Consider the following 22,976-nt stretch of genomic DNA (forward strand, 5'->3'; position numbering starts at 1 on the left):
CCGTCGACGGTGAACCACGGTTCAGGCGACCACGCCGTCGACGTAGAACCACCGCCCCTGCTCCCGCACGAACTCGCTCGTCTCCTCGAGCGTCCCGCGGTCGTCGTCGGTGCGCCACCACGCGCGGAAGGCGACCTGCCCGGCGGAGTCGAACGGGCCTCCCGACCGGGTCGACACGATGTCCAGGCGCGTCCAGCGCTGCGACGGGTCGAGCGTCAGCTCGTCCGGCCGGGTGCGCGGGTGCCAGGTGAGCAGCAGGTACTCCGGCAGCCCGAGTGCGAACGCGGTGAACCGGGAGCGCATGAGCCGCTCGGCGGTCGGGGCGGCTGCACCGGCGTGCAGGGGGCCGCAGCACTCGCCGTAGAGGTTGCCGCTCAGGCAGGGGCAGCGCTGTTCGTCGTCCACCCGGGCACGCTAGCAGCGGGCGGTCCTCGCAGCCTCGCGGCGTAGAAGGGATCCGTGTACCGGCTCGGATGGCAGGTGTTGCGCGGGCGCCTCTGGGAGGTCGTCGACCCGGCGCGGGCCCGTCGTGCCCTGTGGGCCGCGGGAGCCGTCGCCGCGGTCGCCCTCGTCGTGTTCGTCGCGACGGAGTGGGCGTGGGCCTGGGTGGGCCCCGGTGTCCTCCGCCCGGTCGCCGCGATCACCTTCGCGACGCTCGGAGTCCTCGCGGTGGCGTTCTCGTGCTTCCCGACGGCTCGCGAGATCGGTCCCGAGCTCCGGATCAACGGGCGACAGGTGCGACCCGACTGGCAGCTGTCCGTGCGGTGGTCGGTGCAGCCCTACATCGGCCGGCGAGCGCGGCCGGTCGCGCCCGAGGACCGCGAGGCCGTCCTGATCGACGTGCCGCTGTTGCAGCGTGGACTGGTGCGACGGCTCTCGCGGCTCGGGCCGCTCCTGGTGGGGGCGGCCTCCGGCGGGATCACGGCGCTCGTCTCCGGACAGGTCGAGGTCTTCGTGATCCTGTGGCCCTTCGTGTACCTCTTCACGCTCCCGGACATGGTGGCGCGGCTCGGGCTCGCCGAACGTGCCCGCCTCGCGGCGCTCGAGACGACACCACCCATGCCGGGGCACCGTGCGCTCCGGCGCCGGCACCCGCACGGGTCGAAGGTCCGCCTGCCCGGCGAGTGACGGCTGCGCGCCCGCACCACTGTCGGCCCCGGCGGGCACACTGGGCGCATGTGTGGAAGGTTCGTCGTCTCCGACACCACGGCCGATCTGCTGCCCGAGCTCGTGGGTGAGCTCGCGGCGCGCACCGAGCACGTCGACGAGGACACCGGCGAGGTGCACGCCGGCCTCGCCCCGAGCTGGAACGTCGCGCCGACCGACCCCGTGTACGCCGTCCGGCAGCGCCACGGGCAGCGCGAGCTCCCGCAGATCAGCTGGGGCTTCGTGCCGAGCTGGGCGAAGGACTTCCGGAAGCAGCGGCCGAAGCCGATCAACGCCCGCATCGAGACGGTCGCGACGAGCGGCATGTTCAAGCGGGCCTTCGCGACGAACCGGTGCATCGTCCCCGCGCTCGGGTACTACGAGTGGGTCGTGCGCGAGGACGGCAAGGAGCCCCACTTCGTGCACGAGCCCGACGGCGCACTGGCGATGGCGGGCATCGTGAGCGCCTGGCCGGACCCGACGAAGCCCGAGGACGACCCGGACAAGTGGCGGCTGTCGCTCGCGATCATCACCCGCGACGCACACGTCGCGCCCGGCGAGGTCCACGACCGGATGCCGGCGTTCCTCACCCCGGACGGCTACGACGACTGGCTGGACGGCGACCTCGGCTCCGACGACCTGCTCGCACTGCTCGACCACGAGTCGCTCGCGGTCGCGGCCGGGCTCGAGCAGTACGAGGTCTCCCGCGCGGTGAACAGCGTGCGGAACGACGGCCCGCAGCTCATCGCACCCATCGGGTGAGCGCTGCGCACCACGGGCCCGTCCGCTGACCCCCGAGGGCACGGCGACCCGACGTCGGGTCGTGACCACGGACGACGGACGGGAGGCCCGGATCACGTGCGCCTGTCGGCTGTCGTGATCCGGGCCTCCCGTCCGGTGGTGGGGTGCGGTCGTCAGGACCCGCTGCGGCGGCGCGTCCCCGTCACGACGGCGGTCCCGTCACCTCGGCGGCGGACCACCAGGAACGCCCCGGCCAGGACCATCGCGACCGCGGCCAGGCCGAGTCCGACGAGTCCCGTGGTGCCGGTGAAGGCGAGCTTCGCGATGTGCGCGACCGCCGCGATCCCGGTGGGGTAGGACACCTCGATGGTCGCGCGGACCAGCTGCGCGGCACTGTCGAGCACCGTGTAGTCGATCGAGGTGCGCGCTGCCCAGCCGTGCTCGGGGGTGAACACGACCTGCCCGCGGTCGACCTGCCAGGTGCCCATGCCCTGCACGACGACCCGGTCGGTCGGTGCGCCGGTGGCCGGGTCGACCAGGTGCAGCGTGGTCGCCACGAAGTGCGCTCCGCCACTGGCGTGGTCGTTGTCGATCGGGCGGATGGTGACCGGGTGGCCCACGGCACCGACAGCCGAGTCGTCCGTGGCGGTGGCGGCCGCGACGACCGTCATGACCGCGGTGGCCGTCGTCGTCTGCCCGGAGGCGTCGGTCACCGTGTAGGTGAACCGGTCCGTGCCGGTGAAGCCGTCGGCGGCCTCGTACAGGTACGAGCCGTCGCGCTGCACCGAGACGGTGCCGTGCGCGGGCTTCCGGTCGAGGGCGGCGGTCAGGCCGGTCCCCCGGTCGTTGCCGAGCAGGCCGTGCCGGGCGTCACGGGCGACCGGGGTGCCCGCGACGGTCCGTGCGCTGTCGTCGACGGCGTCGATCCCGACGGTGATCCACACGGTGGCGTCCGCGGCCTGGCCCTCCAGGTCGTGGTCGCGGTACGTGACCGAGTCCACACCCGAGAAGCCCTGGTCCGGCGTGTAGACGAACGTCCCTGCGCCGGCGATGCGGACCGTGCCGTGCCGAGCCGTCCCCGCGGACACGACCCGCAGGGCCGAGCCGTGGTCGTTGCCGAGCACGCCCGGGTCGACCGCGGTCACCGGGGTGCCGGCGGCGGTGCTGGTGCGGTCGTCGGTCGCGACCGGGGTGACAGTGATCGTCACGAGGCCGGTCGATGTCGAGCCCTCGGCGTCCACCGCGGTGTACGTGAAGGTGTCGGTGCCCGAGAAGCCGGCAGCCGGCGTGTACACGTACGAGCCGTCCTTGCGGAGCTCGACCGTGCCGTGCTCCGGCTGCCGGTCGATCTTCGCCCAGAGCCCCGCGCCGGAGTCGTCGGTCAGGACGCCCGAGGCCGCGGACACCCGCAGCGTGCCGTTCGTGGTGGTGGTGCCGTGGTCGGCCGTCGCGACGTTGCCGACCAGGACCGTGACCGTGGCGGTCGCGGTCTGCCCGGAGGCGTCGGTCACCGTGTAGGTGAACGTGTCCGTGCCGGACCAGCCCGTCGTCGGCGTGTAGACGAGCGAGCCGTCCGCCGCGGTGGTCACCGTGCCGTGACGCGGAGCCGTGTGGTCCGTGACCGTCAGCCCGGTGCCGTGGTCGTTCCCGGTCAGCACGGTCCCGCCGAGCGCGAGCGGGGTGCCGGAGGTGGTCTGCAGCACGTCGTCGGTCGCGGTGGGTGCGACGGTGACGCGCACCGTGGCGGTCGCGGTCGAGCCGGCGGCATCGGTCACCGTGTAGGTGACGGCGTCGGTGCCCGAGAACCCGTCGGCGGGCGTGTAGGTCACGCCGGTGTCGCGGGCGGCCGTGCCGTCGGTGCCGGTCGTGTCGGAGATCCGGACGGTGCCGTTCGCAGCCGTGCCGATGCCGGTCACCCGGAGCGCGGTGCCCTTGTCGTTCTCGGTCACGGCGACGTCGATCGGGGTCCCCGTCGTGGTCGTCGCGGTGTCGTCGACGGCCTTCGGTGCGACGGTGATCGTGACGGTGCCGGTCGTGGTGTTCCCGGAGCCGTCGGTGATCGTCACGTCGAAGGTGTCCTTGCCGGAGTACCCCGGCTCGGGCGTGTACGTGTACGAGCCGTCCTTCCCGACCTCGACGGTGCCGTGGCCCGGGTCCGTGTTGTCGGTGACGGTCAGGCCGGTGCCGGTCGCGCCCTCGAGCACGCCCTCGTCCGCGGGCACCACGAGGGTGCCGTCGGCGGTGGCGTCGGCGTCGGTCGCGGCGACCACGGGCGTGATGGTCACCGTGACGGTGCCCGCGGCCTGCTCGTCGTTCGCGCCGGTGACCCCGTACGGGAAGGTCGCCGTGCCCGAGGTCCCCGGAGCCGGGGTGTACGTGACGGTGCCGTCGGCGTTCAGCACGACGGTGCCGGCGCTGGGCTGCCCGACCGACGTGACGGTGAGGCCGGAACCGTGGTCGTTGCCGGTCAGGTCACCCGAGGTCACCGTGACGGGCTGGTCGGCCGCGGTGCGGATCCGGTCGTCCTCGGTGCGGGGCGTGACGGTGATCGTCACGAGCCCGGTGCTCTTCTCGTCGGTGTCGGACGCGTCCTCCGCCGTGTAGGTGAAGCGGTCCGAGCCCGACCAGTCCGCGGTCGGCGTGTAGGTGTACGAGCCGTCGGCGGCGAGGTCGACCGTGCCGTGCAGCGGCTGCTCGTCGATCGTCGCGGTCAGCCCGGTGCCGTGGTCGTTCGCCAGGACGCCCTCCGCCACGGGGACGGTCAGCGTGGTGGACGCCGGGACGGTCGCGGAGTCCGCGGTGGCCTGCGGTCCGACCACGACGACGACCCAGGTGGAGTCGGTGCGGCCCGAGGCGTCACGGACGTCGTACCAGAACGAGCCGGTACCCGAGAAGCCGTCCGCAGGGGTGAACACGGCGTTGCCGTCCGCGTCGAGCACGACCGTGCCGTCCGAGGCCTTGCCCACGCCGGTGACGGTGAGCCCGGTACCGGAGTCGTTGCTCGTCATGGCCGTCGCCGCGACGGTGACCGGGGTGCCGGCCGTCGTCGAGGTGGTGTCCGGGCGGGCGGTCGGCGAGACCGCGATCGTCACGGTCGCCGGCTGCGACGTCCGGCCGGAGCCGTCGGACACCGTGTAGGAGAGGGTGTCGGTGCCGGACCAGTCACGGGCCGGGGTGTACTCGACGGCGCCGTCCCCGTTCACGACCGCGGTGCCGTGGGCCGGAGCCGTGGCGATCCTCGGCGTGAGGTCGGTACCGGTGTCGTTCCTCGTCACGTCGAACGCGACGGGATCGTTCGCCGTCGTCGCGGCGCGGTCGTCGGCAGCGACGGGCACGACCACCACGGTGACGGTGCCGCTGACGACCGTGCCGGCGCTGTCGGTGGCCTGGTAGGTGAACGTGTCGGTGCCGGAGAACCCGGTCGCGGGCACGTAGGTGTAGGTGCCGTCGGGTGCCAGCGTCAGCGAACCGTGCGTCGGCTCGGTGTTCGAGCGGATCGTCAGGCCGGTGCCGCGGTCGTTGCCGAGGACGCCGTCGGCGCGGGTCGTCGCCGTGGCGGTGCCGTCTGCGGGCAGCGTGATCGTGTCGTCGACCGCTGCGGGGCGCACGAGGACGGTCACGGTGACCGTGTCGGACTTCCCGTTGCCGTCGGTGACCGTGTAGTCGAAGGTGTCGTCACCGGAGTAGCCGTCGGCCGGGGTGTACGTGCACGAGCCGTCCTTCCCGACGGTGACCGTGCCGTGTGCGGGCTGGGTCGACCCGGTGACGGTCAGGCCGGTGCCCTCGTCGTTGCCGAGCAGGCCCGGGGCACCGACGGTGGTCGGTCCGCCGGCGGTCACGGTGATCGCGTCGGCGCCGGCCGCGGGCAGCACCGTCACGGTGACGGTCGCCGTCGTGGTGGTGCCGTTGCCGTCGGTCGCGGTGTAGGTGAAGGAGTCGGTGCCCGAGAAGCCGGGGGCCGGGGTGTACCGGTAGGACCCGTCCTCCCCGAGCTCGAGGGTGCCGTGCGTCGGGTCGGTGTGGCTCGTGATGGTCAGGTCGCTGCCGCCGTCGTTGGCCAGGAGGCCCGTGGTCGCGTCCGCCGTCGCGGTCCCGCCGGCGCGCACCGAGAAGGCGTCGTCGGCGCCGCTGGGCGAGACGGTGACCGTGACCGTGCTCGTCGACGTGCGGCCGGAACCGTCCGCCGCGGTGTACGTGAACTGGTCGGTGCCGGAGAAGCCCTTCGCCGGGGTGTAGGTGAAGCTCCCGTCCGCCGAGGTCGTCACGGTGCCGTGTGCCGGGGCGCCCGCGGACTGCAGGGTCAGGCCCGTCCCGGAGTCGTTGCCGAGCACACCGGCAGCGGCGACCTCCAGCTTCGTCCCGACCGGGGTGCTGTAGGCGTCGGGCTTCGTCGCGACGTGCGCGAGCTTGAGCGTGTTGGTGAACGTGACGACGACGTCGGTGCCGTCGGCGGTGGTCGCCTGCGGGAACCGGAACGCCGCCGTGCCGCCGGTACCGCTCGCGACGGTGCGCTTCGTCGACAGGTCGACGGCCTGCCACGTCGTGTCGTAGTCCGCGGGGTCGGTCGTGCCGGCGGGCTGCTGCGTGACCGTGTAGTCCTTGTCCGGCGTGGTCAGCAGGGCACCGGCGGTCTTCGACTGGACGCCGGTCGCGGTGCCGCTCGTCGTGCCCGAGGCACCGGGCGTGGTGGCCTGGATGCCCTGGCCGGCGATGGACAGCGCGAACTGGTCGGTCTCCTTCCAGCGGTCGTCGACGGAGGCCTGTCCGGTCAGGGTGTCGGCGTAGTTGCAGGTGGCGAGGTCGGTCGCGCCGAAGTCGCCGGTGATCGCGAAGCGACGCTGCTCGGCACCCGACGTCGGGTCGAGCTGGAACACCGTCGTCGTCTTTACACCGTTGGTCGCGGTCGCGGACGAGGAGACGTAGAGGTACCCGTCGGACGAGAAGGCGATCCCGGGGCTGTTCGTGCCGTTCGGCAGCGTCCCGATCTCGGTCGTCGACAGGTTGCGGCCGCCCGACGGCATCGCCGTCGTCGGCAGCTCGGTGGTGTCGACGCGGTAGACCTTGTGCGCGGCCACGACGAACATGAGCCCGCGCGAGCTGAACGCGAAGTCACCGTTGACGCCGGTGCCGCCGGTCGAGTTCGTCGTCGTCATGCCAGTCAGGGTGCCGACCTGGCCGAGCAGCTTGCCGGCTGTCGGGTCGTACGCCCAGATCCGGGACGCGTCGCCGTAGTAGTAGATGCCGGTGACCGGGTTGACCGCGCCGCGGATCACGGTGTGCACCCCGTCGGTCGGGATGGTCGCGAGGACCTGCCCGGTCTTCGGGTCGTACTGCTTGATGGTCGCGGTACCGCCGTTGGCGGCGCCGAACATCGAGACGCCCTCGCGCGAGATGCCGAGGCCGTTGTTGCCCTCGGCCCCGAGCTCGGTGACGGGAACGTTCTTCCCGGCATCGGTCGTGGGGGTGATGTCGACCGCGATGACCTTGCCCGTGCCGTCCACGGCGTAGAGCGTGTTCTGGTTGCAGACGAGGCGACCGTTGTCGAGCGCCGAGACCGCAGCCGACGCCGGCTCGGCCGCGACGACCGCGGTGGTGGCGGACACACCGGCGCCGACGAGGAGCGCGGCACCGAGCATGGCGACGAGACGTCGGCCGGGGCGTCGTGAGGGCAGGGGGCGACGACCTGCAGGGTCGTCACCGGGCACACGGGTGCCCTGGTGCACAGGCAGCATGAGTCACTTTCGGGTCGAGACGATGCCGACGCCGAGCTGTCGTGACGGTCCGTGCAGAGGGACGGTCGCTGGCGTCGTCCCGATCCTGGCAGGACACTGAGTGCACCAGGGGTCAACGCCGGTCCCCAGTGTGGGGGACCCTCCTCGAACTGGGGGTGCCTACTGGCGGCCCCGCGGGGAGGGTCGCGGCGGGCGCACGACGACGGGAGGCCCGGGTCACGTCCGCCGTGTGGCGGAGGCGACCCGGGCCTCCCGGCCGGATCGTTGCTCAGTCGAGCGTGCGGCGCACGTCCGGCAGCAGCTGGTGGAGCCGCTCGGCGAGACGGTCCTGCGCCTCGTGCAGCGAGCGGAAGTCGCCGACGTACTGACCGAAGGTGTCGGACACGAAGAAGTGTGCGCCCTGCTGATCGATCACGCCGCCGTAGTAGCCGCCGTAGTTCGCCGCCCAGAGCCCCGCGTCGGCCTCGGACCAGACGACGTGCGCCCGGGCCGGCGCATCGGGGGACACGACGCCGGCAGCGATGCCGGTGATGACCTCGATGGTCGCCGTGTCCACGGTCACCTCGGCCTGCTGGCTGTTGGCGACGCTGGTGCTCATGGTGGTGCTCCTCGTGCTGCTGTGGTGCTGGACGGTGCTGGTGGTTCGGGCCGTGCTGATGGTGCGGGTCTGGCTGGTGGTGCTGACCGCGAGGGCCGGATGGTCGTCGGGCACTACGCGACCGGACGGATCACGGCCGGCAGCATCACGTGGAGCTGGTCCGAGAGCTTCGTCTGGGCTTCTTCGAGCGTGGCGAAGTCGCCGACGACGAGTCCGAAGGTGTCCGAGGCCACGTAGCGGCCGTCGCGCTTGTCGACGCTGCCGCCGAAGTAGCCGCCGTAGTTGGCGACCCACTCGCCGTCGTCCTCCTGCGTCCACGTGGTCTTGGCACGTGCTGCGCGGCCGGAGTGCTCTGCCTCGGCCTCGAGGATCGCGATGACGTCGACCGTGTCGGTGTCGAGGGTGACCTCGCGGGTGTCGGTGGTGACGGTGGTGCTCATGTCGCTCTCCTTCGCGATCCGGGGTACATCAGGTGATGGTGCAACCGTACGAGAACGTCCCCCGGCGACGCCAGCGATGCCCGTCCATTCACGGGTTTCGTGCATACGGATCGGGGTACAGCCCCGGATTTCCGGGGTCGGGGGACGCGGGAACGGGGTACAGGTGCGCGATCGGGGTACTCGTCCCGTGGATGAACTGCTTCCTGCGGGTTCCCGAGGTCCCCTCGCGTCCATCCCGGACGGGAGGCGCGGCCCACTAGCGTCGTTCCCGATGAGCACCAGGACGAGGACCACGATCGTGCGCAGCGGGATGGTGGCTGCGGTCGTGCTCGTGGGCGCGGTCCTGCTGGTACCCGGCGTCGCGGACCGGGTCCGGTCCGCGCTGCTCCACCTCGTGGGCGCGCTGCGCGCGCTCGGGCACGGCACCCTGACGCTCGGTGACGGGTTCGTGGCCGCGATCGCGGTGACCCTGGTGACCGCCCTGCTGCCGGTGCTGCTGGCGGGGGCGAGCCGTGCCTCCCGGCCGGCCGGGGTGGCGGGACGCGCCCTGGTGAGCGCCGTCGTCGTGCTGGCGGCCGCCGTCGTCGTGGCGGCACAGTCCTCCACCCCGGGCGAGCAGTTCCGGTCCGTCGTGCTCGCGGGCCTCGTCGGGGTCGCGATCGGGGCGCTGCTCGACGCGGCCTGGCACGCACGGCACCGCGCCGCGCACGCGTCGGGGCGCACGAGGCGGGTGGCGTGGACGCTCGCGGCCGCCTACGCGCTCCTGGTGGTCCTCGTGGCGACGGCGGGCTCCCCCGTCGACCGCGGGATCCACCCGTGGCTGACGCGGGCGATCGCCGCGGGGCACCGGCTCGGCGCTCCGCAGTGGCTCGACTACGGATCGGTCGAGTTCACCGCGAACGTGCTCTTCTTCGTGCCGTTCGGATTCTTCGTGCTGCTGCTCTTCGGCGCGCGCGCGTGGTGGGTCGGCATGCTCGGCGGGTTCCTGGCGAGCTGCGCGATCGAGACGGTGCAGGCGCTGTTCCTGCCGGCGCGGTTCGCGTCGGTGGACGACGTGCTGTCGAACACCTCCGGAGCGGTGCTCGGGGTCCTGCTCGGGATCGTGGTGCTGGGGCGGGCCCGTGTGAGCGCGGCTCGCGGACAGTCACGGGCCGCAGTGTGACGATCTGACGACGGACGAGCCGCTCGGCCCGCGCACGGCCTACGGTCAGCGCATGGACCCGAACCCCGATCGGAAGCACCATCGCCCCTACCGCCGGCCGTCGACCTTTCCCTGGTGGCTGTGGATCGTCGCGCCGCTCGCCGTGATCGCCGTCGTGGCGATCGCCCTCGTCGTCACCTGATCCGTCCGACCTGACCCGTCCTCGTCCCTCCACCGACGACAGCACGAAGCCCCCGGCACCGAGGTGCCGGGGGCTTCGTTCAGTTCAGCTGCGCTCAGGCGGCGTCGTTCTGACGACGGACCGACTTGCGAGCGACCAGGAGGCCACCACCGAGGACGATGGCGCCGCCGGCAGCCCAGAGGCCGAGCGTCGAGATGGTGCCACCGGTGAAGGCGAGCTGGCCGGGGGTGCCGGAGTTGCCGTTCGAGCCGACCGTGACGGCGGTGTCGCCGGGGGCGACGGTGAACGAGGCGAGGCCGACGACGCCCGAGGTGGCGCCCGTGGCGGTCAGGTTGTAGGTACCCGAAGCACCAGCCGGGAAGGTGACCTTGACGACGAGCGCGCCGGTCGGCGAAGCCGTGTAGGCCTTCGAGACCGTCGTGGTCGGCAGCGCACCGAGGGTCACGGCGCCGGCGCCGGTCACCTGGACGTTGACGGTCTCGCCGTTCTGGAACGCACCGTCGGTGAAGCTGACGTTGGCGGTGCCGCCCGCGCTGTAGGTACCCGAGACGGAGACGCTCGAGTCCGGCGCGTAGCCGGCAGCGTTCGCCGCGGTCGGGATGGCGATGAACGCTGCGCCCGCGAGGACGGCAGCTGCGATGAGCTTCTTCATGAAGTGTTTCCCCTAAGAATCTGATCCTGCAGACCCTGACACCCAGAGCCCGTGGCACTCCCCCCAAACGCAAGCCGTGAAGGAGCAAGCGGTCGCTATGGCGAAGTTCCCTCAATCTAGCGGGAATCCTCAGGTTGTTGCCACCTGATCCGAAACTTTTTCGAGATCGGCCCAGCCCTGGTGCGCATGAGGGACAGCTGAGGGGTGCTTGCACCCCCTGCTCGGGGCGCGGTAGCGGAATCATAAACCCAGGTCAGAGGCACTATTCGACGGATCCACCCCGCGCATCCCGCCGCTCGGTCTGTTCCTGAGACCGGCTGAGCCGCGTGCTCAGAAAAGTCCTGAACCCCCCACTCTGGGGACAACATGGACCGCGCTGCACGGCTCGACACGCCGTCGCCTCCGTTCCGTGGACGGGCCGCGGACGTATGGTTCGCGCTCAGCCCGCGGGGACAGGGTCCTTGCACTCGAACTGGAGGGGCTCGACCTTGCCCTGCTTGACGCCGGGCGTCGAGATCGCCTCGACACCGGCGTTCGCGAACTCGGCGTCGCCGAGGTACGCGACGCGGAACGTCGTGCTCTCTCCCGGCGCGAGCAGCGTCTGCAGCTGCGTGACCGGGTGCCCGCCGTCGGTCGCGGTCTGCACGCCGACCTGCTTGCCGTCCCGCGTCGAGCCGAGGTAGATGGCGTTCTCCGGCGCGTAGACGGCAACGAGCGTCTTGATCTTGCCCGGTTCAGTGCCGAAGTCCCCACCACCGGTCACGTAGCGCGGGAGACTCGTCGCGGCATCCGCGGGAGCGATGTTCTTGAGGGTGACCTCGACCACGGACGTCGGACGACCGTCCTGTCGGCAGACGGACGATCCGACCGACACGGTCTTGTCGAGGTAGTAGTCCATCTTCGACCCGGTGCCGTCGTTCAGGTAGACGCCGAACTGCCGGGTTTCACGCGATGCCGTGGGGAGCTCGCCGGCCAGCGCTGTCCCGTCGAGACGCTGCTGCTCGTCCTTCGTCGCGCTCCACAGCCGGAGTCGACCTTCGTCGGTTCCCTTGGTCAGCGCTGAGATGAACTGTTTCGCGTCGAAGCCCCCGCTCGACACCTTGTCGAAGACCGCGCTCGCGGCCGAGGCGAAGAAGGCGTCCTGCACCGCGGGGTCCGAGTACTTCGTGTAGACGTCGCTCAGCAACAGCTGGACGGCGTTGTCCGCAGTGAGCGTGTCACCCGTTGCCAGCTGGACCGGCCCGGTCGCACGGAGCATGTAGCTCAGCGTTACCGGGTCCATCGCGAGGACCCCATCGACCTCCTGCCCGAACTTCTGCTTCCACATCTCGCGGGCGAGCTGTGCTGACACGTCGAAGCGGGGCGTGAGGTTGACGTCCTGCATGTACCTGCCCGTGATGTCCCCGTACAGGCTGGTCGTGTCCGCTTCGAGCGGAAGCACCGGCTGCTCGTAGGGGCCGAAGGACGCACCCGCGGCCTGGTTCTCGAGCTTGATCGACCCGTCCTGCACCTTGAGCAGCGCGACGGCCCCTGGGATGCCCCCGCCGGCGCGGAGCTCGGCGTTGTTCTGGAAGAGCAGCACGTAGTTGCGCTCGCCGTCGCGAGCGAGCATCGCCGGTGCGAGCTGCACGACGCGGTTGGCCGTGTCGGCCTGCTTCGACGCAGACTGCACGGCGTTTCGCAGTTGGTTGACCGCGGACGTCACCGGCGAGAGCGTGCCGCTCGTGTCGATCACCTGCGCATCGCGGTCGGCCCTGGTCAGCGTCTCGGCCGCCTGCGCGACCGCCGGCTGTGCCGTGACGAGCGGATCGAGGTCAACCTTCCCGTCCTTCGGCGCGAACGAGTCGACGCCGAGTCCACCGACGACGCCGGCGACGGGACTCACCGCACCGTCGGCCACATCGTCGACGACCACGGCGACCTCGCGCACAGCACGCAGGTTCGTCCCGAAGAACGGGACGTACTGGGCCGCGCCCCACACCGGGTCACCGGTCAGCGACCGCGCCGCGGACGCCTCGTCCTCCAGGTGCTTCGCGGTCTGCTGCGCGGCGCTCGTGTCGGCGTCCGTCAACTGCGACCGCAGCGTGCTGACGTCGGACACCGCGCGTTCGAGATGCCCCTTGGCGAGCACACCGCGCACCCCCACCCAGGCGACGGCGAGGATCAGCAGGAGGACGACGGCCAGGACGGTCCACAGCACGACGCGGGCCCTGGACCCCCGGCTCACTGCAGCGCGTCGCGACTCGGGCTGGTCGGACATGAGGTAATCCTACGGTCCCTCATGTCCGACCGAGGTCACTGCCGAACCGAGTCTGCGTGCTCGCGGTACCAATCGATGGTGCTGCGGAGCCCCTCTTCGAGCCCGATCTGCGCGGTCCAACCCGCCTCGGCGAGCTTGGACACGTCGAGGAGCTTCTGCGGAGTGCCGTCGGGCTTGGACGTGTCCCAGACCGTCTCGCCCTCGAAGCCGACGACCCTCGCGATGGTCTCGGCGATCTCCCGGATCGTGACGTCCGACCCCGTACCGACGTTCACCTGGTCCGGGCCGTCGTAGTGCTCGATGAGGTGGAAGACAGCCGAGGCCATGTCGTCGACGTGCAGGAACTCGCGGCGGGGTGACCCCGTGCCCCAGTTCTCCACCTGGCGGACACCCTGCTGCACAGCTTCGTCGTACCGACGAATGAGGGCGGGCAGCACGTGCGACCCCTTGGGCGAGAAGTTGTCGCCCGGCCCGTAGAGGTTGGTCGGCATGGCGGAGATCCAGGAACGACCGTGCTGACGTCGTACCGCCTGCACCTGCAGGATCCCGGCGATCTTCGCGATCGCGTACGCGTCGTTGGTCGGTTCGAGGTGTCCGGTGAGGAGGGAGTCCTCCTGGATCGGCTGTTCCGCCAGCTTCGGGTAGATGCAGGACGATCCGAGGAACACGAGACGCTCGACACCGTGCTCGACCGCCGCATCCATGACGTTGACCTGGATCTGCAGGTTCTCGCTCAGGAAGTCGTGCGGGTAGGTGTCGTTCGCGAGGATGCCACCGACCTTGGCCGCCGCCAGGACGACGTGCTTCGGCCGCTCCTGCGCGAAAAAGTCGAAGACGGCGGCGCGGTCCTTGAGGTCGAGTTCGGACGAGGTCCGTCCGATCAGATCGGTGAAGCCCTCTGCTGCGAACTTCCGTTGGACCGCCGACCCGACGAGACCACGGTGTCCGGCGATGTAGACGCGGTCGTCACGATCGAGCGGCCCTGGGGTGAGCTCGGCCGCCATCAGGATTCCCAGCTCGCGAGCTTGACGGTGTCGATCCAGGGCCGACCCTCGTGCTGGAGCGCTTCGATGTCCGCGTCGACCATGATCCGAGCGAGCTCAGCGGTGTCGACCGTGGCCTCCCAACCGAGCTTCTCCTTCGCCTTCGACGCGTCGCCGACCAGGGCGTCGACCTCACTCGGGCGGAGGTACCGCTCGTCGAACCGCACGTGGTCCTCCCAGTTCAGCCCGGCGTGGGTGAACGCCGTCGACAGGAAGTCCTTGACGGTGAAGTTCCCGCCGGTCGCGAGGACGAAGTCGTCCGGTTCATCCGCCTGCAGCATGCGCCACATGCCCTCGACGTACTCCGCCGCGTACCCCCAGTCCCGGACTGAGTCGAGGTTGCCGAGGTAGACGTGGTCTTCCATGCCCGCCTTGATCCGGGCAACTGCGCGCGTGATCTTGCGCGTCACGAACGTCTCGCCTCGCCGAGGGGACTCGTGGTTGAAGAGGATGCCGTTGACCGCGAACATGTCGTACGCCTCGCGGTAGTTGCGAGTGACCCAGTAGCTGTAGACCTTTGCGGCACCGTACGGCGAGCGCGGCCAGAACGGGGTCTCCTCGTTCTGCGGAGGTGGGGTGGCCCCAAACATCTCGGACGACGACGCCTGGTAGAAGCGCGTGTGGATACCGGACATGCGGACGGCCTCGAGCATGCGCATCGAGCCGACGCCCGTGACGTCGCCGGTGTGCTCGGGCTCGTCGAAGGACACGCGCACGTGCGACTGCGCGGCGAGGTTGTAGACCTCGTCAGGCTTCAACTCACCGAGGAGGCTCACGAGACGGGCACCGTCGCCGAGGTCCCCGTAGTGCAGGAAGAGCTTTGCGTCGGGGTTGTGGGGGTCGACGTAGAGGTGGTCGATGCGCGAGGTGTTGAACGTCGACGCACGACGGATGACGCCGTGCACCTCGTACCCCTTGCGAAGCAGAAGTTCGGCCAGGTACGACCCGTCCTGTCCGGTGATGCCCGTGATGAGCGCGCGCTTGGTCAAGCAGTCCCCGATTCCCTAGTGGCGGTTGAGCGGCGGCCTCTCGCCAGCGTCTCCAACAGCTGAGCAAATGTATCGAACGAGGCCGCTGCCGTCAGACGCTCGGTCCGGAACCGTCGACCAGACGCGCCCATCGCCCGGGCCCGCTGAGCGTCGCCGGCGAGCGCGACCGCTGCGTCAAGCAGAGCCTGCGGGTCGCCGGCGGGCACAACTGGCCCCGCTCCCGCGAGGAGTACCTCACTCTCGGTGACACTGCCGGGGTCTGTGGCGGCGATGACTGGCAGCCCTGTGCTGAAGTACGACGTGAGCTTGCTCGGGACAGCCATGCCCGCCACTCCAGCACGTTCGTTCACCAGCAGCGCATCAGCGGAAGCGAGCGCATCGCGGAACTCGTCGTCAGGGAGAGAGGCAATCATCTCCACGTTGGCCACCCCGGCGGCGAGTTCAGCAAGGGTCGAGCGTTGATTCCCGTCTCCGAGCAGGACGAAGCGCACTCGCGAACCGGTCGCAGCTGCGAGGCGGGCCGCGTCCACCACGTTCTCGAGGCCTTGCTTCACACCCATGTTCCCCGCATGCAGGACGACGAACTCCGACGAGTCCCAGCCGAGGGCCGCGCGTGATGCGTCGCGATCGACCTGCCAGTCGTCGTCGAGGTGGGACCAGTTCCGGACGACCTCGACTGAAGCAGGACGAACACCGAGCTCCTCCACGACGGTGTCGCGGAATCGCTCGTGGATCACGACGACCGCATCGGCAGATCGCAGTGTCCACTTCTCGATCGCACCGATGAGCCGGCTTGACAGACCAGGACGTCCGACGCCGAGCTCCCGAAGACCAAGAGTGTAGAGATCCTGCACCCAAACTACGACCGGTCGCCGCGTCACGAGACGCGCCTTCACCAGCGCCGCTGCGGACGAGATGAGCGCAGGTGAAACCAGGACGACGACGTCTGGCTTCGCAAAGCGCGTGCAAATCGCCGCGACGCCGAAGGACAGTTCAGAGAGAGCGCGCGCAACTCCCCCGGGCTTCGACGGGAGCCGATGCCGCCGCCTGACCACCATCACCCCGTCCTCGACGGAGATCCGCGAACGAGGGGGATGTCTTTCAGCGAAGCGCCACTGTGGATAGTGAGGGAACCCACTCAGCACCCGAACGCGCCACGACCGAGACGCAAGTTCCCTGGCCAACCCGCCGGTGTACGGAGCTATCCCCGTTGATTCAGGCCCGAAGTTGAGCCCGACGATCGTCACGGATCCTGCTCTTTGCACACGCGATGATAACAGGTGCTCAGTTTAGTAGGCGTGTTTCGCGAGTCCGGCGCCGCCGCCCTCGATGGTCCGAGCATCGAGTCGGCCTGTCCAGCCCTCGGTCAGAGATGGCAGCAGCGCTCGCGGCTCAGACGATCGTTGTCGGGGCAGAATCAAGGGGACCGTTCGGCGAGCAAGCGCCTCGCCTTCTTGGCGAATCTGCGACCAGTTCCTTGCTCGACTAACTGACTGTCGGACATCCGATGGCGAAGCGAACGAGCAGCAGGACACTAGCCTGAGCCGACAGTAGGAAGAAGGGCAACCAACATTGGCTCGGATCGTAATCATGCAGCCGTACGTGCCCACGTACCGCGCTGCGTTCTTCGAAGCACTCGCGACAGAGCTCGCGCATGACGGTCACGAGCTGGTGATCGCGGCCGGCGCTCCCACTGGCGCTCAAGCGAGTCGTCGAGACTCTGCGCACCTCGAAGGCGTCTTCCAGCTTGCTCTGACAACGACGACGATCCGACTCGGCAGAGCCCGTCTGCGACTCGTGAGCGGTCGCCGGGCATGGAGAGATGCGGACGTCGTCGTGGCCGAGCTCGCGGCAGGCGCGTCCGCGACGTACGAGGCGTTGTTGCAGCGGAGGAGACCAGTCGGGGTGTGGGGCCATGTCGAGGCCTTCACCGCAGAGGACAATCGGATCACCCGCATGCTGCGCCGATGGCAGACGAGGGCCGCCGATCACGTCCTCGCTTACACGGACACCGGGGCCACGTTGGCGAGTAGGTGGCGCGCTAGCAGCGCCGGAGTGACCTCGCTGCACAACTCGATCGACGTCCGTGAGTTGAAAACGAACATCGAGTTCGTTCGGACGAGCGATCCATCCGAGTCGCGTTCTCGCCTTGGGATCGGCGATGGTCCGGTCTTCGCGATGGTCGGTGGCCTGGACGAAAGCAAGCGAATCGACCTCGTCGTGGAGGCATTAGACCTCCTCTGGACATCGCGACCAGACATCACCCTTGTGGTGGGGGGACGAGGCCGACTCGAGGCTGCTTTCGCTCGTGCCGCCGCTAGAGGCCAGGTACGGTTGCTCGGTTACATCGGCGATGAGTTGAAGGCGCACCTGGCGAACGTAGCGATCGCCCTGGTGAATCCCGGCCGCGTCGGTTTGATCGCTGTTGAGAGCATGGCGATGAGGCTTCCCATCATCACAACCACGGGCACTCGACACGGTCCGGAATACGAATACCTCACGCCAGACTACGACAGCATCGAATGCGCCCCCACCGCCGATGCTCTGGCCACATCGATGAAGCAACTCGCCGATGACCCCCAGACAGCACTCCGTCTGGGTGCCGCCATCGGAGAGAAGTCGACGAGGCACTCACTCGACCACATGGTGGGGCAGTACGCAGAGGCGCTCAGGGCGCTCCTTGCCCTCTCGAAGTCGAGGGCGCGTCACCCTAGGATGTGAGTAGGCGAGGTCGGTCCTCGTTGTACAAGGACTTGGGGACTCATGGCTGTCGACGTCGTGCGCGTCATCGCGCTGAAGCACGCTCCAGGTGAGCGCACATCATGGGGCCGCTCGAAAGCACTTGTTTACCTCTGGGGGGCCGCCGAGCTTCTCTTCGTAACCAACCCATGGCAGGTCTCCTCCAACCTACGTGTGAAGGTCCTCCGGGCCTTCGGTGCTCAAATCGGAGACAGGGTGACATTTAGGCCCCGCACACGCGTCCGGTTTCCCTGGAAGCTGCACATCGGTGACGATAGCTGGATCGGCGAGGGCGTCTGGTTCCACAACCAGGACCACATCTACATCGGTCACGACGTCGTGATTTCCCAGGAGACCTTCCTCACCACCGGCAGTCACGCACACAAGCGCGACATGGCCCTCATCACGCGTCCCATACAGGTCGAGTCTGGCGCGTGGATCACTTCCCGCTGCATGGTCCTCGGCGGCGCGACAATCGGATCTTCGGCGCTCATCCGACCCATGTCAGTCGTGCAAGGCGACATTCCTCAGGGCGCGGTGGCCGGCGGAATCCCCGCCGTCGTTGTTGGGCAACGTTTTGGCGCCGGTGAGGCATCATGAACATCGTTCAGACGGTCACACTCGTGTCGCGGAACGGCGCGTTCGGTGGCCCGCTCGCGGTCGCGGTCACTCAGTGCCGCGAACTCGCTCGACGAGGCCATCGCGTGACACTCCTGGCGGCCTGGGACGGCGAGTTGAGGCTGAACATCCCAGGCGTACGAGTAGTGCTGTCAAGAGGCGGCCGTATCCCCGGCGCAGGGTTTAGCGGTGTTCACGCACCATCGCTGATCAAATGGCTCGCCGACCATCGAAGCGAAGTAGACGTCGTCCATGTCCACGCAGGGAGACACGCACTCGACCTCCAGCTCGCCTCAAGGGCGCGGACGCTCGGGATCCCCTTTGTCATGCAGACTCACGGAATGATCATGCCCGCGGGAGGACCGATCGCACGCATCCTCGACCTCGCGCTTACGAGGCCCCTGCTCCGCGCTGCAACCGCCGTTTTAGTACTAACCGACCGAGAGACTTCCGGGATCCGTGATATCGAGCCGGCGGCAAGGGTCCACACCGTCCGCAATGGGCTCGCCGCGAGCGCACGCCCAGCCGAACGAGTTTCTCTCTCACCCGAAGTATTGTTCCTGGCGCGCCTGCATCCGAGGAAGCGCGTCCTCGCCTTCGCGGAGATGGCATTGATACTTCACGCCAAAGGGGTCGACGCGAAATTCACCGTTATCGGGCCCGACGAGGGGGATCTCACCGAGCTCCAGCGACTGTGTGCAGATCACCCGGCGGTACCAATCTCTTACGAGGGTTCGGTCGAGCCGGGAAAGGGAGCGTCTCGAATAGCTGAGTCTGAAGTTTACGTTCTCCCCAGCCATGGCGAGGTCTTCCCGGTGACGGTACTCGAAGCCCTGTCCGCGGGCAGCGCAGTGGTACTCACTGAAGATTGTGGTATCGCGCAGCGACTCTCGGACCTAGACGCAGCATCTACTTCTAGTGGCACTCCTGCCGATCTTGCGTCATGTGTGGAGGAACTTCTACGCGACACAGCCACTCGAGAGCGACGCGCTAGGAATGGGCGCGCCCTCATCGACAGCGAGTTCGGCGCACGAATGATGGTCGATGAGATCGAACGCCTATACCCGGCGCACGTACCCAGCTCGGGGCAACGTTCGCCACGAGACCTCCGGCTTCCGGCACAGGGCGGGACATCAGAACGGAGCTCTCACCATGACACCATTCAATAAATCTCCGTTGGTCGACCGCGCGGCACCAGCCTTCGGGTCAATTCTCTTCATCATTCTGGGCCTACTCGTTCCTGTCGCCGTAGTCGGGTTGACCCCAAATCCGCTCTTCGACACGTGGCCCGGAGCCGCCCTGATCGCCACCCTCAGCGCCGCCCGCTTCTCCTGGGCTGTCAGCGGAGCGAAGAGGCGCTTGTTCGAGATGGTGATCGGTCTGTTCGTTTACGGATTTTTGGGCGTTGCCCCCCTAGTGCAGCTACGCACCGGAGACACGCCCGAAACCACCCCTGGCTTCGCCGCCCAGTACGCTACGACCACTATCGGAGTCGTCCTCGTCGGATACCTCTCGATCATCGTTGGCAGTTGGGCTTGGGCCATCCGGCGGCGCAATTTATCAGACGCACCGTTACCCGCTAGAAGCACAAGGCTTGCCCCCGTCCGCGTATACGGTGTGACAGTTTTCGCGTTCGTCATGACCTCTTACTACCTCTACAAGATGGGCCTACAATCGATAGTCAGCCCTCGGGCTGCACTCGACTCAGCCCGCGCGGCTGCGTGGTCGGACTCCACGACGGCCACGCTCGTCGGCGGCTTTACGACGATGAGCCTCCTGGTGGCATCTATCGCGCAGATCTTGCTCTGGCGACAACTGCGTCGCGACGGCGAGGTACCGAATATTCCGCTCGCCGTCTTCACCGGGATTGCGCTGCTCGCTGTCGTTAACCCAGTCAACAGTGCACGGTACGCGGTCGGGACCGTTTACCTGGCGCTCTTGGCTGCATGCGCCATCTACTGGAGCTTGCGGCGGTACCGAACTGTCGCCACCGGCGCTCTCGCCGCGCTCTTCTTTATATTCCCCATCGCAAGTACTTTCCGCAGAACCCTCGACACGAGCATTCAGTTCCGAAGTCCCCTCCAGTCTCTGACCGGTGGCGACTTCGACAGCTTCAGTCAAATCAACAACGCAGTTTTCTACGTCGCCGCAAATGGTACTACTCTCGGCAAGCAGTTCCTTGGCGTGTTTTTCTTCTGGGTTCCTAGGTCGATCTGGCCAGACAAGGCTGTCGACACAGGCGCCCTTCTCGCCAACTTTCGTAATTATACCTTCACGAATCTTTCTGCTCCGCTCTGGGCGGAATTCTTCGTGAATGGAGGCTGGGTCGCAGTAATAGTCGGCATGTTAGGAGTCGGTTACCTTGCACGACTCTGGGACGAGCGCCTCAACAATCAGATCCGGATGGTCAGTGCACCAGGAATCATTGGGTGCATCCTGCCCTTCTATTCCTTGATTCTCTTGAGGGGATCGCTGCTTCAGGCGGTGGCGTCGCTGGCCGTGGTCATCCTGCTCGCGGCCTTCCTGGCACCAACGAGACAACACTCTGTCACCGTGCCGCCCGAGGGCGCCTTCGAGCCTCGTCGATCGAAGCGGCCTAATCCCAAGACAGTTCTCCGCAACTCTCGCGCCGCGCAAGTAGAATGCTCAGATAGCGCGAGTTCGGAACGTCCGGAAGCAGCCGAAGCGCGCGACTAGAGCTCCCGCACCTCCCGTGCGGGAACTCCTGCGACTACAACGTTGTTTCGGACGTCCTTCGTGACCACGGCTCCAGCGCCGACGATCGATCCCTTTCCGATCGTGACTCCAGGTAGCACGGTCACTCCTGCGCCGAGCCATGTGCCGTCTCCGATGGTGATGCCGCGAGAAATCATCGCGCCTGCACGACGAGTGGAGTCGCCGATCTCATGACTCACTGTCAAGAGCCTGCCGCCGACCCCGATACTCACACGCTCCCCTATCACAACCGGAGCCTCTGCCTCGACATAAAGGTCACTGTTGATGAACGTTCCGCGCCCGATCGTCAGGCCGTCTCCAAGGACTTGGAGCCCTTCTCGAAGAATGGCCTGACTGAGCGCGATGCCGCTCCGTCGCAACACGAAGAGACGTAACGGCTGGGGCACCCAGATAGGTCGAACCGCGTTCCTCAAGGTCGCGCGCCACTTCCTGGTAACGCGTGCACTGAAGCTTCTCGGCAAGATGTGTCTCCTTCGTCTATCAATGGACCACTTCCGAACACCGTCAGCGAGTCACCATCGTGGTTCAGGCCGAACGTTTGGAACGCAATGTCAGACCCGCTTGAACGATCGCAGGGAAGAGCTGGGAGGATGACACACCCACCCCAGCACCCATAACGGAACCCGTACTCGCACCTATCGCTACTGCCGGCAGGGCAACGATGAGGCCAACTGCGCGTAGTCGAGCCAGCGTTTTGACCTGGCGTCGGTGCTTCATGACCAGGGTGGCCGTCGCCCCGAACACGCTCGCAACGACACCCAGGGCGAGCCCCAAGGACGCCTGGCGCGCAATCTCGACGTGCTCGCCCACGAGGAGCCTCAGCGCCGCCGAGGGCGCGAATTGAATCGCCGCAAGGTAAGCAACCGTGACGATCGTCAGCAAAAGCCACACGTCCCGTACAGCGCGAGGCCAGGGGCCCACGGCGGACGGGTCGGCCCGCAGGGCACTCGACACCACGAACGGGAGTGCGCTGCTCAGGAGCCCAATGGGCGCTACCAGTGTTTCAGCGAGCCTTACGCCGGCCAGGATATTCGGCCCCCCGAGAAGTCCGAGAAGCGCGAGACCACCGGAGCTGGTTACAAAGAACACTATCCACTCGAGCCCCCCAAGCCGAAGGAGCGGCCAAGTCACGAGGAGCCAAGCTTGCAAAGGCTCGAAGGTCCCGCCGCGGCGTCCTAGGGTAATCAAGCTCAGTATTGCGATCGTGACGAGCGCCGACGACGCGCAAAGGCTTGCTAACGCAACCGTCAGCCCATCCGCACCTGCGAGCGCGCCAAGGAGGATACCCACGAGCGCGGCAAAAAATACGATCGCATCGGCTAGTGGCAATGCCAGTGCCCTCGTCACTGTGCGGCTTAGAAGACTCCTGGCCATCTCATATGCGCCCAGAGTCACGACCGACAAAGCGAGTAGCCACCGAACCAGCAGTGGCAAATCACCACTGGTTAGGAGTACTGCAGCGACCAAAGGGATACTGAGCGCGCATCCGACCGCAATCAATACCGCTGGGCGAGGCACGGTGTCGTTCAGCAGTAATGCTGGTACGAGAATCATACGAACCGCACCGACCCACATCGACTCTATGGTCCAGCCAATGAAGAAGATGGCTAGCGCGCCCGTTTCAAGGGAATGCGCGGCGCTGATCGATACCAGGTAGCTACTCAAAGCCAAGAATACTTGAGCCGCTATACGCGCACCTAGAGACCACAAAGATCTCATGTCGACACTCCTCGCTGCCAGCGTTTACTCAAGTCGACCTACGCAGCTTAAGACGCTTCAGGAGAGCAGTGAGCGCGTTGTGCCGCACACTGACCGCTGCGAGGTCCGTCAACCGCAAGCGCTTCGGCTTGGGCAGACTTTCTAGCACCCGTCGTTGAAGCTGCTCCGACTTCGAAAGACTCAATTCCCCACCGACAATCTCCCGCAACCGATCACGAAC

Annotated in this window: 19 protein-coding genes; 8 read left to right on the forward strand and 11 right to left on the reverse strand. The window is 67.8% G+C overall.

What is annotated here, in order from left to right; all coding sequences use genetic code 11:
• Positions 1 to 21 precede the first annotated feature (21 nt).
• Complete coding sequence (locus M3666_RS12590) at positions 22 to 405, reverse strand: YchJ family metal-binding protein (RefSeq protein WP_251155387.1); 384 nt, start codon at positions 403 to 405, stop codon at positions 22 to 24.
• A gap of 54 nt (positions 406 to 459) precedes the next feature.
• On the opposite strand from M3666_RS12590, the gene M3666_RS12595 reads away from it, so the two are divergent.
• On the forward strand, positions 460 to 1,128 hold the full coding sequence (locus M3666_RS12595; protein ID WP_251155388.1) for a hypothetical protein: 669 nt from the start codon (positions 460 to 462) through the stop codon (positions 1,126 to 1,128).
• A 48-nt stretch (positions 1,129 to 1,176) separates the two neighbouring features.
• On the forward strand, positions 1,177 to 1,908 hold the full coding sequence (locus tag M3666_RS12600) for an SOS response-associated peptidase (protein ID WP_251155389.1): 732 nt from the start codon (positions 1,177 to 1,179) through the stop codon (positions 1,906 to 1,908).
• 152 nt (positions 1,909 to 2,060) lie between these two features.
• Here M3666_RS12600 and M3666_RS12605 read toward each other — a convergent pair whose 3' ends face one another.
• From M3666_RS12605 to M3666_RS12615, 3 genes are all read right to left on the reverse strand, one after another.
• Entirely contained in the window at positions 2,061 to 7,619 is a 5,559-nt protein-coding gene (locus tag M3666_RS12605) for an Ig-like domain-containing protein (RefSeq protein ID WP_251155390.1), read from the reverse strand.
• 268 nt (positions 7,620 to 7,887) lie between these two features.
• Positions 7,888 to 8,217 carry a hypothetical protein gene (locus tag M3666_RS12610; protein WP_209684057.1) on the reverse strand — a complete coding sequence of 110 codons (330 nt, stop codon included), beginning with the start codon at positions 8,215 to 8,217 and terminating at the stop codon, positions 7,888 to 7,890.
• Positions 8,218 to 8,330: 113 nt separating this feature from the next.
• Positions 8,331 to 8,657 carry a hypothetical protein gene (locus M3666_RS12615; protein WP_209684059.1) on the reverse strand — a complete coding sequence of 109 codons (327 nt, stop codon included), beginning with the start codon at positions 8,655 to 8,657 and terminating at the stop codon, positions 8,331 to 8,333.
• A gap of 271 nt (positions 8,658 to 8,928) precedes the next feature.
• On the opposite strand from M3666_RS12615, the gene M3666_RS12620 reads away from it, so the two are divergent.
• Both M3666_RS12620 and M3666_RS16830 read left to right on the forward strand, forming a co-directional pair.
• The gene (locus tag M3666_RS12620) at positions 8,929 to 9,819 is read left to right on the forward strand and encodes a VanZ family protein (protein ID WP_251155391.1); all 891 of its coding nucleotides are present in this window, start codon (positions 8,929 to 8,931) and stop codon (positions 9,817 to 9,819) included.
• Positions 9,820 to 9,871: 52 nt separating this feature from the next.
• Complete coding sequence (locus M3666_RS16830; RefSeq protein ID WP_285841330.1) at positions 9,872 to 10,000, forward strand: hypothetical protein; 129 nt, start codon at positions 9,872 to 9,874, stop codon at positions 9,998 to 10,000.
• Positions 10,001 to 10,094: 94 nt separating this feature from the next.
• Here the strand turns inward: M3666_RS16830 and M3666_RS12625 are convergent, their stop codons facing one another.
• The 5 genes from M3666_RS12625 to M3666_RS12645 form a co-directional block, all read right to left on the reverse strand.
• The gene (locus M3666_RS12625; protein WP_251155392.1) at positions 10,095 to 10,652 is read right to left on the reverse strand and encodes a hypothetical protein; all 558 of its coding nucleotides are present in this window, start codon (positions 10,650 to 10,652) and stop codon (positions 10,095 to 10,097) included.
• 439 nt (positions 10,653 to 11,091) lie between these two features.
• The gene (locus tag M3666_RS12630; protein ID WP_251155393.1) at positions 11,092 to 12,912 is read right to left on the reverse strand and encodes a DUF4012 domain-containing protein; all 1,821 of its coding nucleotides are present in this window, start codon (positions 12,910 to 12,912) and stop codon (positions 11,092 to 11,094) included.
• Between the two features lie 35 nt (positions 12,913 to 12,947).
• Positions 12,948 to 13,916 carry a GDP-L-fucose synthase gene (locus tag M3666_RS12635; protein ID WP_251155394.1) on the reverse strand — a complete coding sequence of 323 codons (969 nt, stop codon included), beginning with the start codon at positions 13,914 to 13,916 and terminating at the stop codon, positions 12,948 to 12,950.
• The gene (gene gmd / locus M3666_RS12640; RefSeq protein ID WP_251155395.1) at positions 13,916 to 14,944 is read right to left on the reverse strand and encodes a GDP-mannose 4,6-dehydratase; all 1,029 of its coding nucleotides are present in this window, start codon (positions 14,942 to 14,944) and stop codon (positions 13,916 to 13,918) included. The genes M3666_RS12635 and gmd overlap by 1 nt, the downstream gene beginning before the upstream one ends.
• Positions 14,941 to 16,191 carry a glycosyltransferase family 4 protein gene (locus M3666_RS12645; RefSeq protein WP_251155396.1) on the reverse strand — a complete coding sequence of 417 codons (1,251 nt, stop codon included), beginning with the start codon at positions 16,189 to 16,191 and terminating at the stop codon, positions 14,941 to 14,943. The genes gmd and M3666_RS12645 overlap by 4 nt, the downstream gene beginning before the upstream one ends.
• Positions 16,192 to 16,534: 343 nt before the next feature.
• On the opposite strand from M3666_RS12645, the gene M3666_RS12650 reads away from it, so the two are divergent.
• The 4 genes from M3666_RS12650 to M3666_RS12660 are packed head-to-tail and all read left to right on the forward strand — an operon-like array spanning position 16,535 to position 20,998.
• Positions 16,535 to 17,665 (forward strand): glycosyltransferase family 4 protein, encoded by a 1,131-nt coding sequence (locus M3666_RS12650; protein WP_251155397.1) that lies wholly within the window; start codon positions 16,535 to 16,537, stop codon positions 17,663 to 17,665.
• A 42-nt stretch (positions 17,666 to 17,707) separates the two neighbouring features.
• Entirely contained in the window at positions 17,708 to 18,283 is a 576-nt protein-coding gene (locus M3666_RS12655; protein ID WP_251155398.1) for an acetyltransferase, read from the forward strand.
• Positions 18,280 to 19,470: a glycosyltransferase gene (locus M3666_RS17245; RefSeq protein WP_374109587.1), complete on the forward strand. Its 1,191-nt coding sequence runs from the start codon at positions 18,280 to 18,282 to the stop codon at positions 19,468 to 19,470. The genes M3666_RS12655 and M3666_RS17245 overlap by 4 nt, the downstream gene beginning before the upstream one ends.
• A complete protein-coding gene (locus M3666_RS12660) occupies positions 19,454 to 20,998 on the forward strand; it encodes an O-antigen polymerase (protein ID WP_251155399.1) in 1,545 nt (514 codons plus the stop codon). The genes M3666_RS17245 and M3666_RS12660 overlap by 17 nt, the downstream gene beginning before the upstream one ends.
• Here M3666_RS12660 and M3666_RS17250 read toward each other — a convergent pair.
• Both M3666_RS17250 and M3666_RS12665 read right to left on the reverse strand, forming a co-directional pair.
• Complete coding sequence (locus tag M3666_RS17250) at positions 20,995 to 21,174, reverse strand: DapH/DapD/GlmU-related protein (RefSeq protein WP_374109589.1); 180 nt, start codon at positions 21,172 to 21,174, stop codon at positions 20,995 to 20,997. The two genes, M3666_RS12660 and M3666_RS17250, sit on opposite strands and share 4 nt — an antisense overlap.
• 388 nt (positions 21,175 to 21,562) lie before the next feature.
• Positions 21,563 to 22,702 (reverse strand): hypothetical protein, encoded by a 1,140-nt coding sequence (locus M3666_RS12665; protein ID WP_251155400.1) that lies wholly within the window; start codon positions 22,700 to 22,702, stop codon positions 21,563 to 21,565.
• Positions 22,703 to 22,976 lie beyond the last annotated feature (274 nt).

The organism is Curtobacterium sp. ODYSSEY 48 V2 (assembly GCF_023712625.1).
In the GTDB taxonomy this organism is placed as follows: domain Bacteria; phylum Actinomycetota; class Actinomycetes; order Actinomycetales; family Microbacteriaceae; genus Curtobacterium.

Coding starts and splice junctions, on each gene's coding strand:
- M3666_RS12605 (WP_251155390.1), bottom strand. CDS start 7,619: ATGCTGCCTGTGCACCAGGGCACCCGTGTGCCCGGTGACGACCCTGCA.
- M3666_RS12615 (WP_209684059.1), bottom strand. CDS start 8,657: ATGAGCACCACCGTCACCACCGACACCCGCGAGGTCACCCTCGACACC.
- M3666_RS16830 (WP_285841330.1), top strand. CDS start 9,872: ATGGACCCGAACCCCGATCGGAAGCACCATCGCCCCTACCGCCGGCCG.
- M3666_RS12625 (WP_251155392.1), bottom strand. CDS start 10,652: ATGAAGAAGCTCATCGCAGCTGCCGTCCTCGCGGGCGCAGCGTTCATC.
- M3666_RS12610 (WP_209684057.1), bottom strand. CDS start 8,217: ATGAGCACCAGCGTCGCCAACAGCCAGCAGGCCGAGGTGACCGTGGAC.
- M3666_RS17250 (WP_374109589.1), bottom strand. CDS start 21,174: ATGATTTCTCGCGGCATCACCATCGGAGACGGCACATGGCTCGGCGCA.
- M3666_RS12635 (WP_251155394.1), bottom strand. CDS start 13,916: ATGGCGGCCGAGCTCACCCCAGGGCCGCTCGATCGTGACGACCGCGTC.
- M3666_RS12630 (WP_251155393.1), bottom strand. CDS start 12,912: ATGTCCGACCAGCCCGAGTCGCGACGCGCTGCAGTGAGCCGGGGGTCC.
- M3666_RS12620 (WP_251155391.1), top strand. CDS start 8,929: ATGAGCACCAGGACGAGGACCACGATCGTGCGCAGCGGGATGGTGGCT.
- M3666_RS12600 (WP_251155389.1), top strand. CDS start 1,177: ATGTGTGGAAGGTTCGTCGTCTCCGACACCACGGCCGATCTGCTGCCC.
- M3666_RS17245 (WP_374109587.1), top strand. CDS start 18,280: ATGAACATCGTTCAGACGGTCACACTCGTGTCGCGGAACGGCGCGTTC.
- M3666_RS12655 (WP_251155398.1), top strand. CDS start 17,708: ATGGCTGTCGACGTCGTGCGCGTCATCGCGCTGAAGCACGCTCCAGGT.
- M3666_RS12650 (WP_251155397.1), top strand. CDS start 16,535: ATGCAGCCGTACGTGCCCACGTACCGCGCTGCGTTCTTCGAAGCACTC.
- M3666_RS12660 (WP_251155399.1), top strand. CDS start 19,454: ATGACACCATTCAATAAATCTCCGTTGGTCGACCGCGCGGCACCAGCC.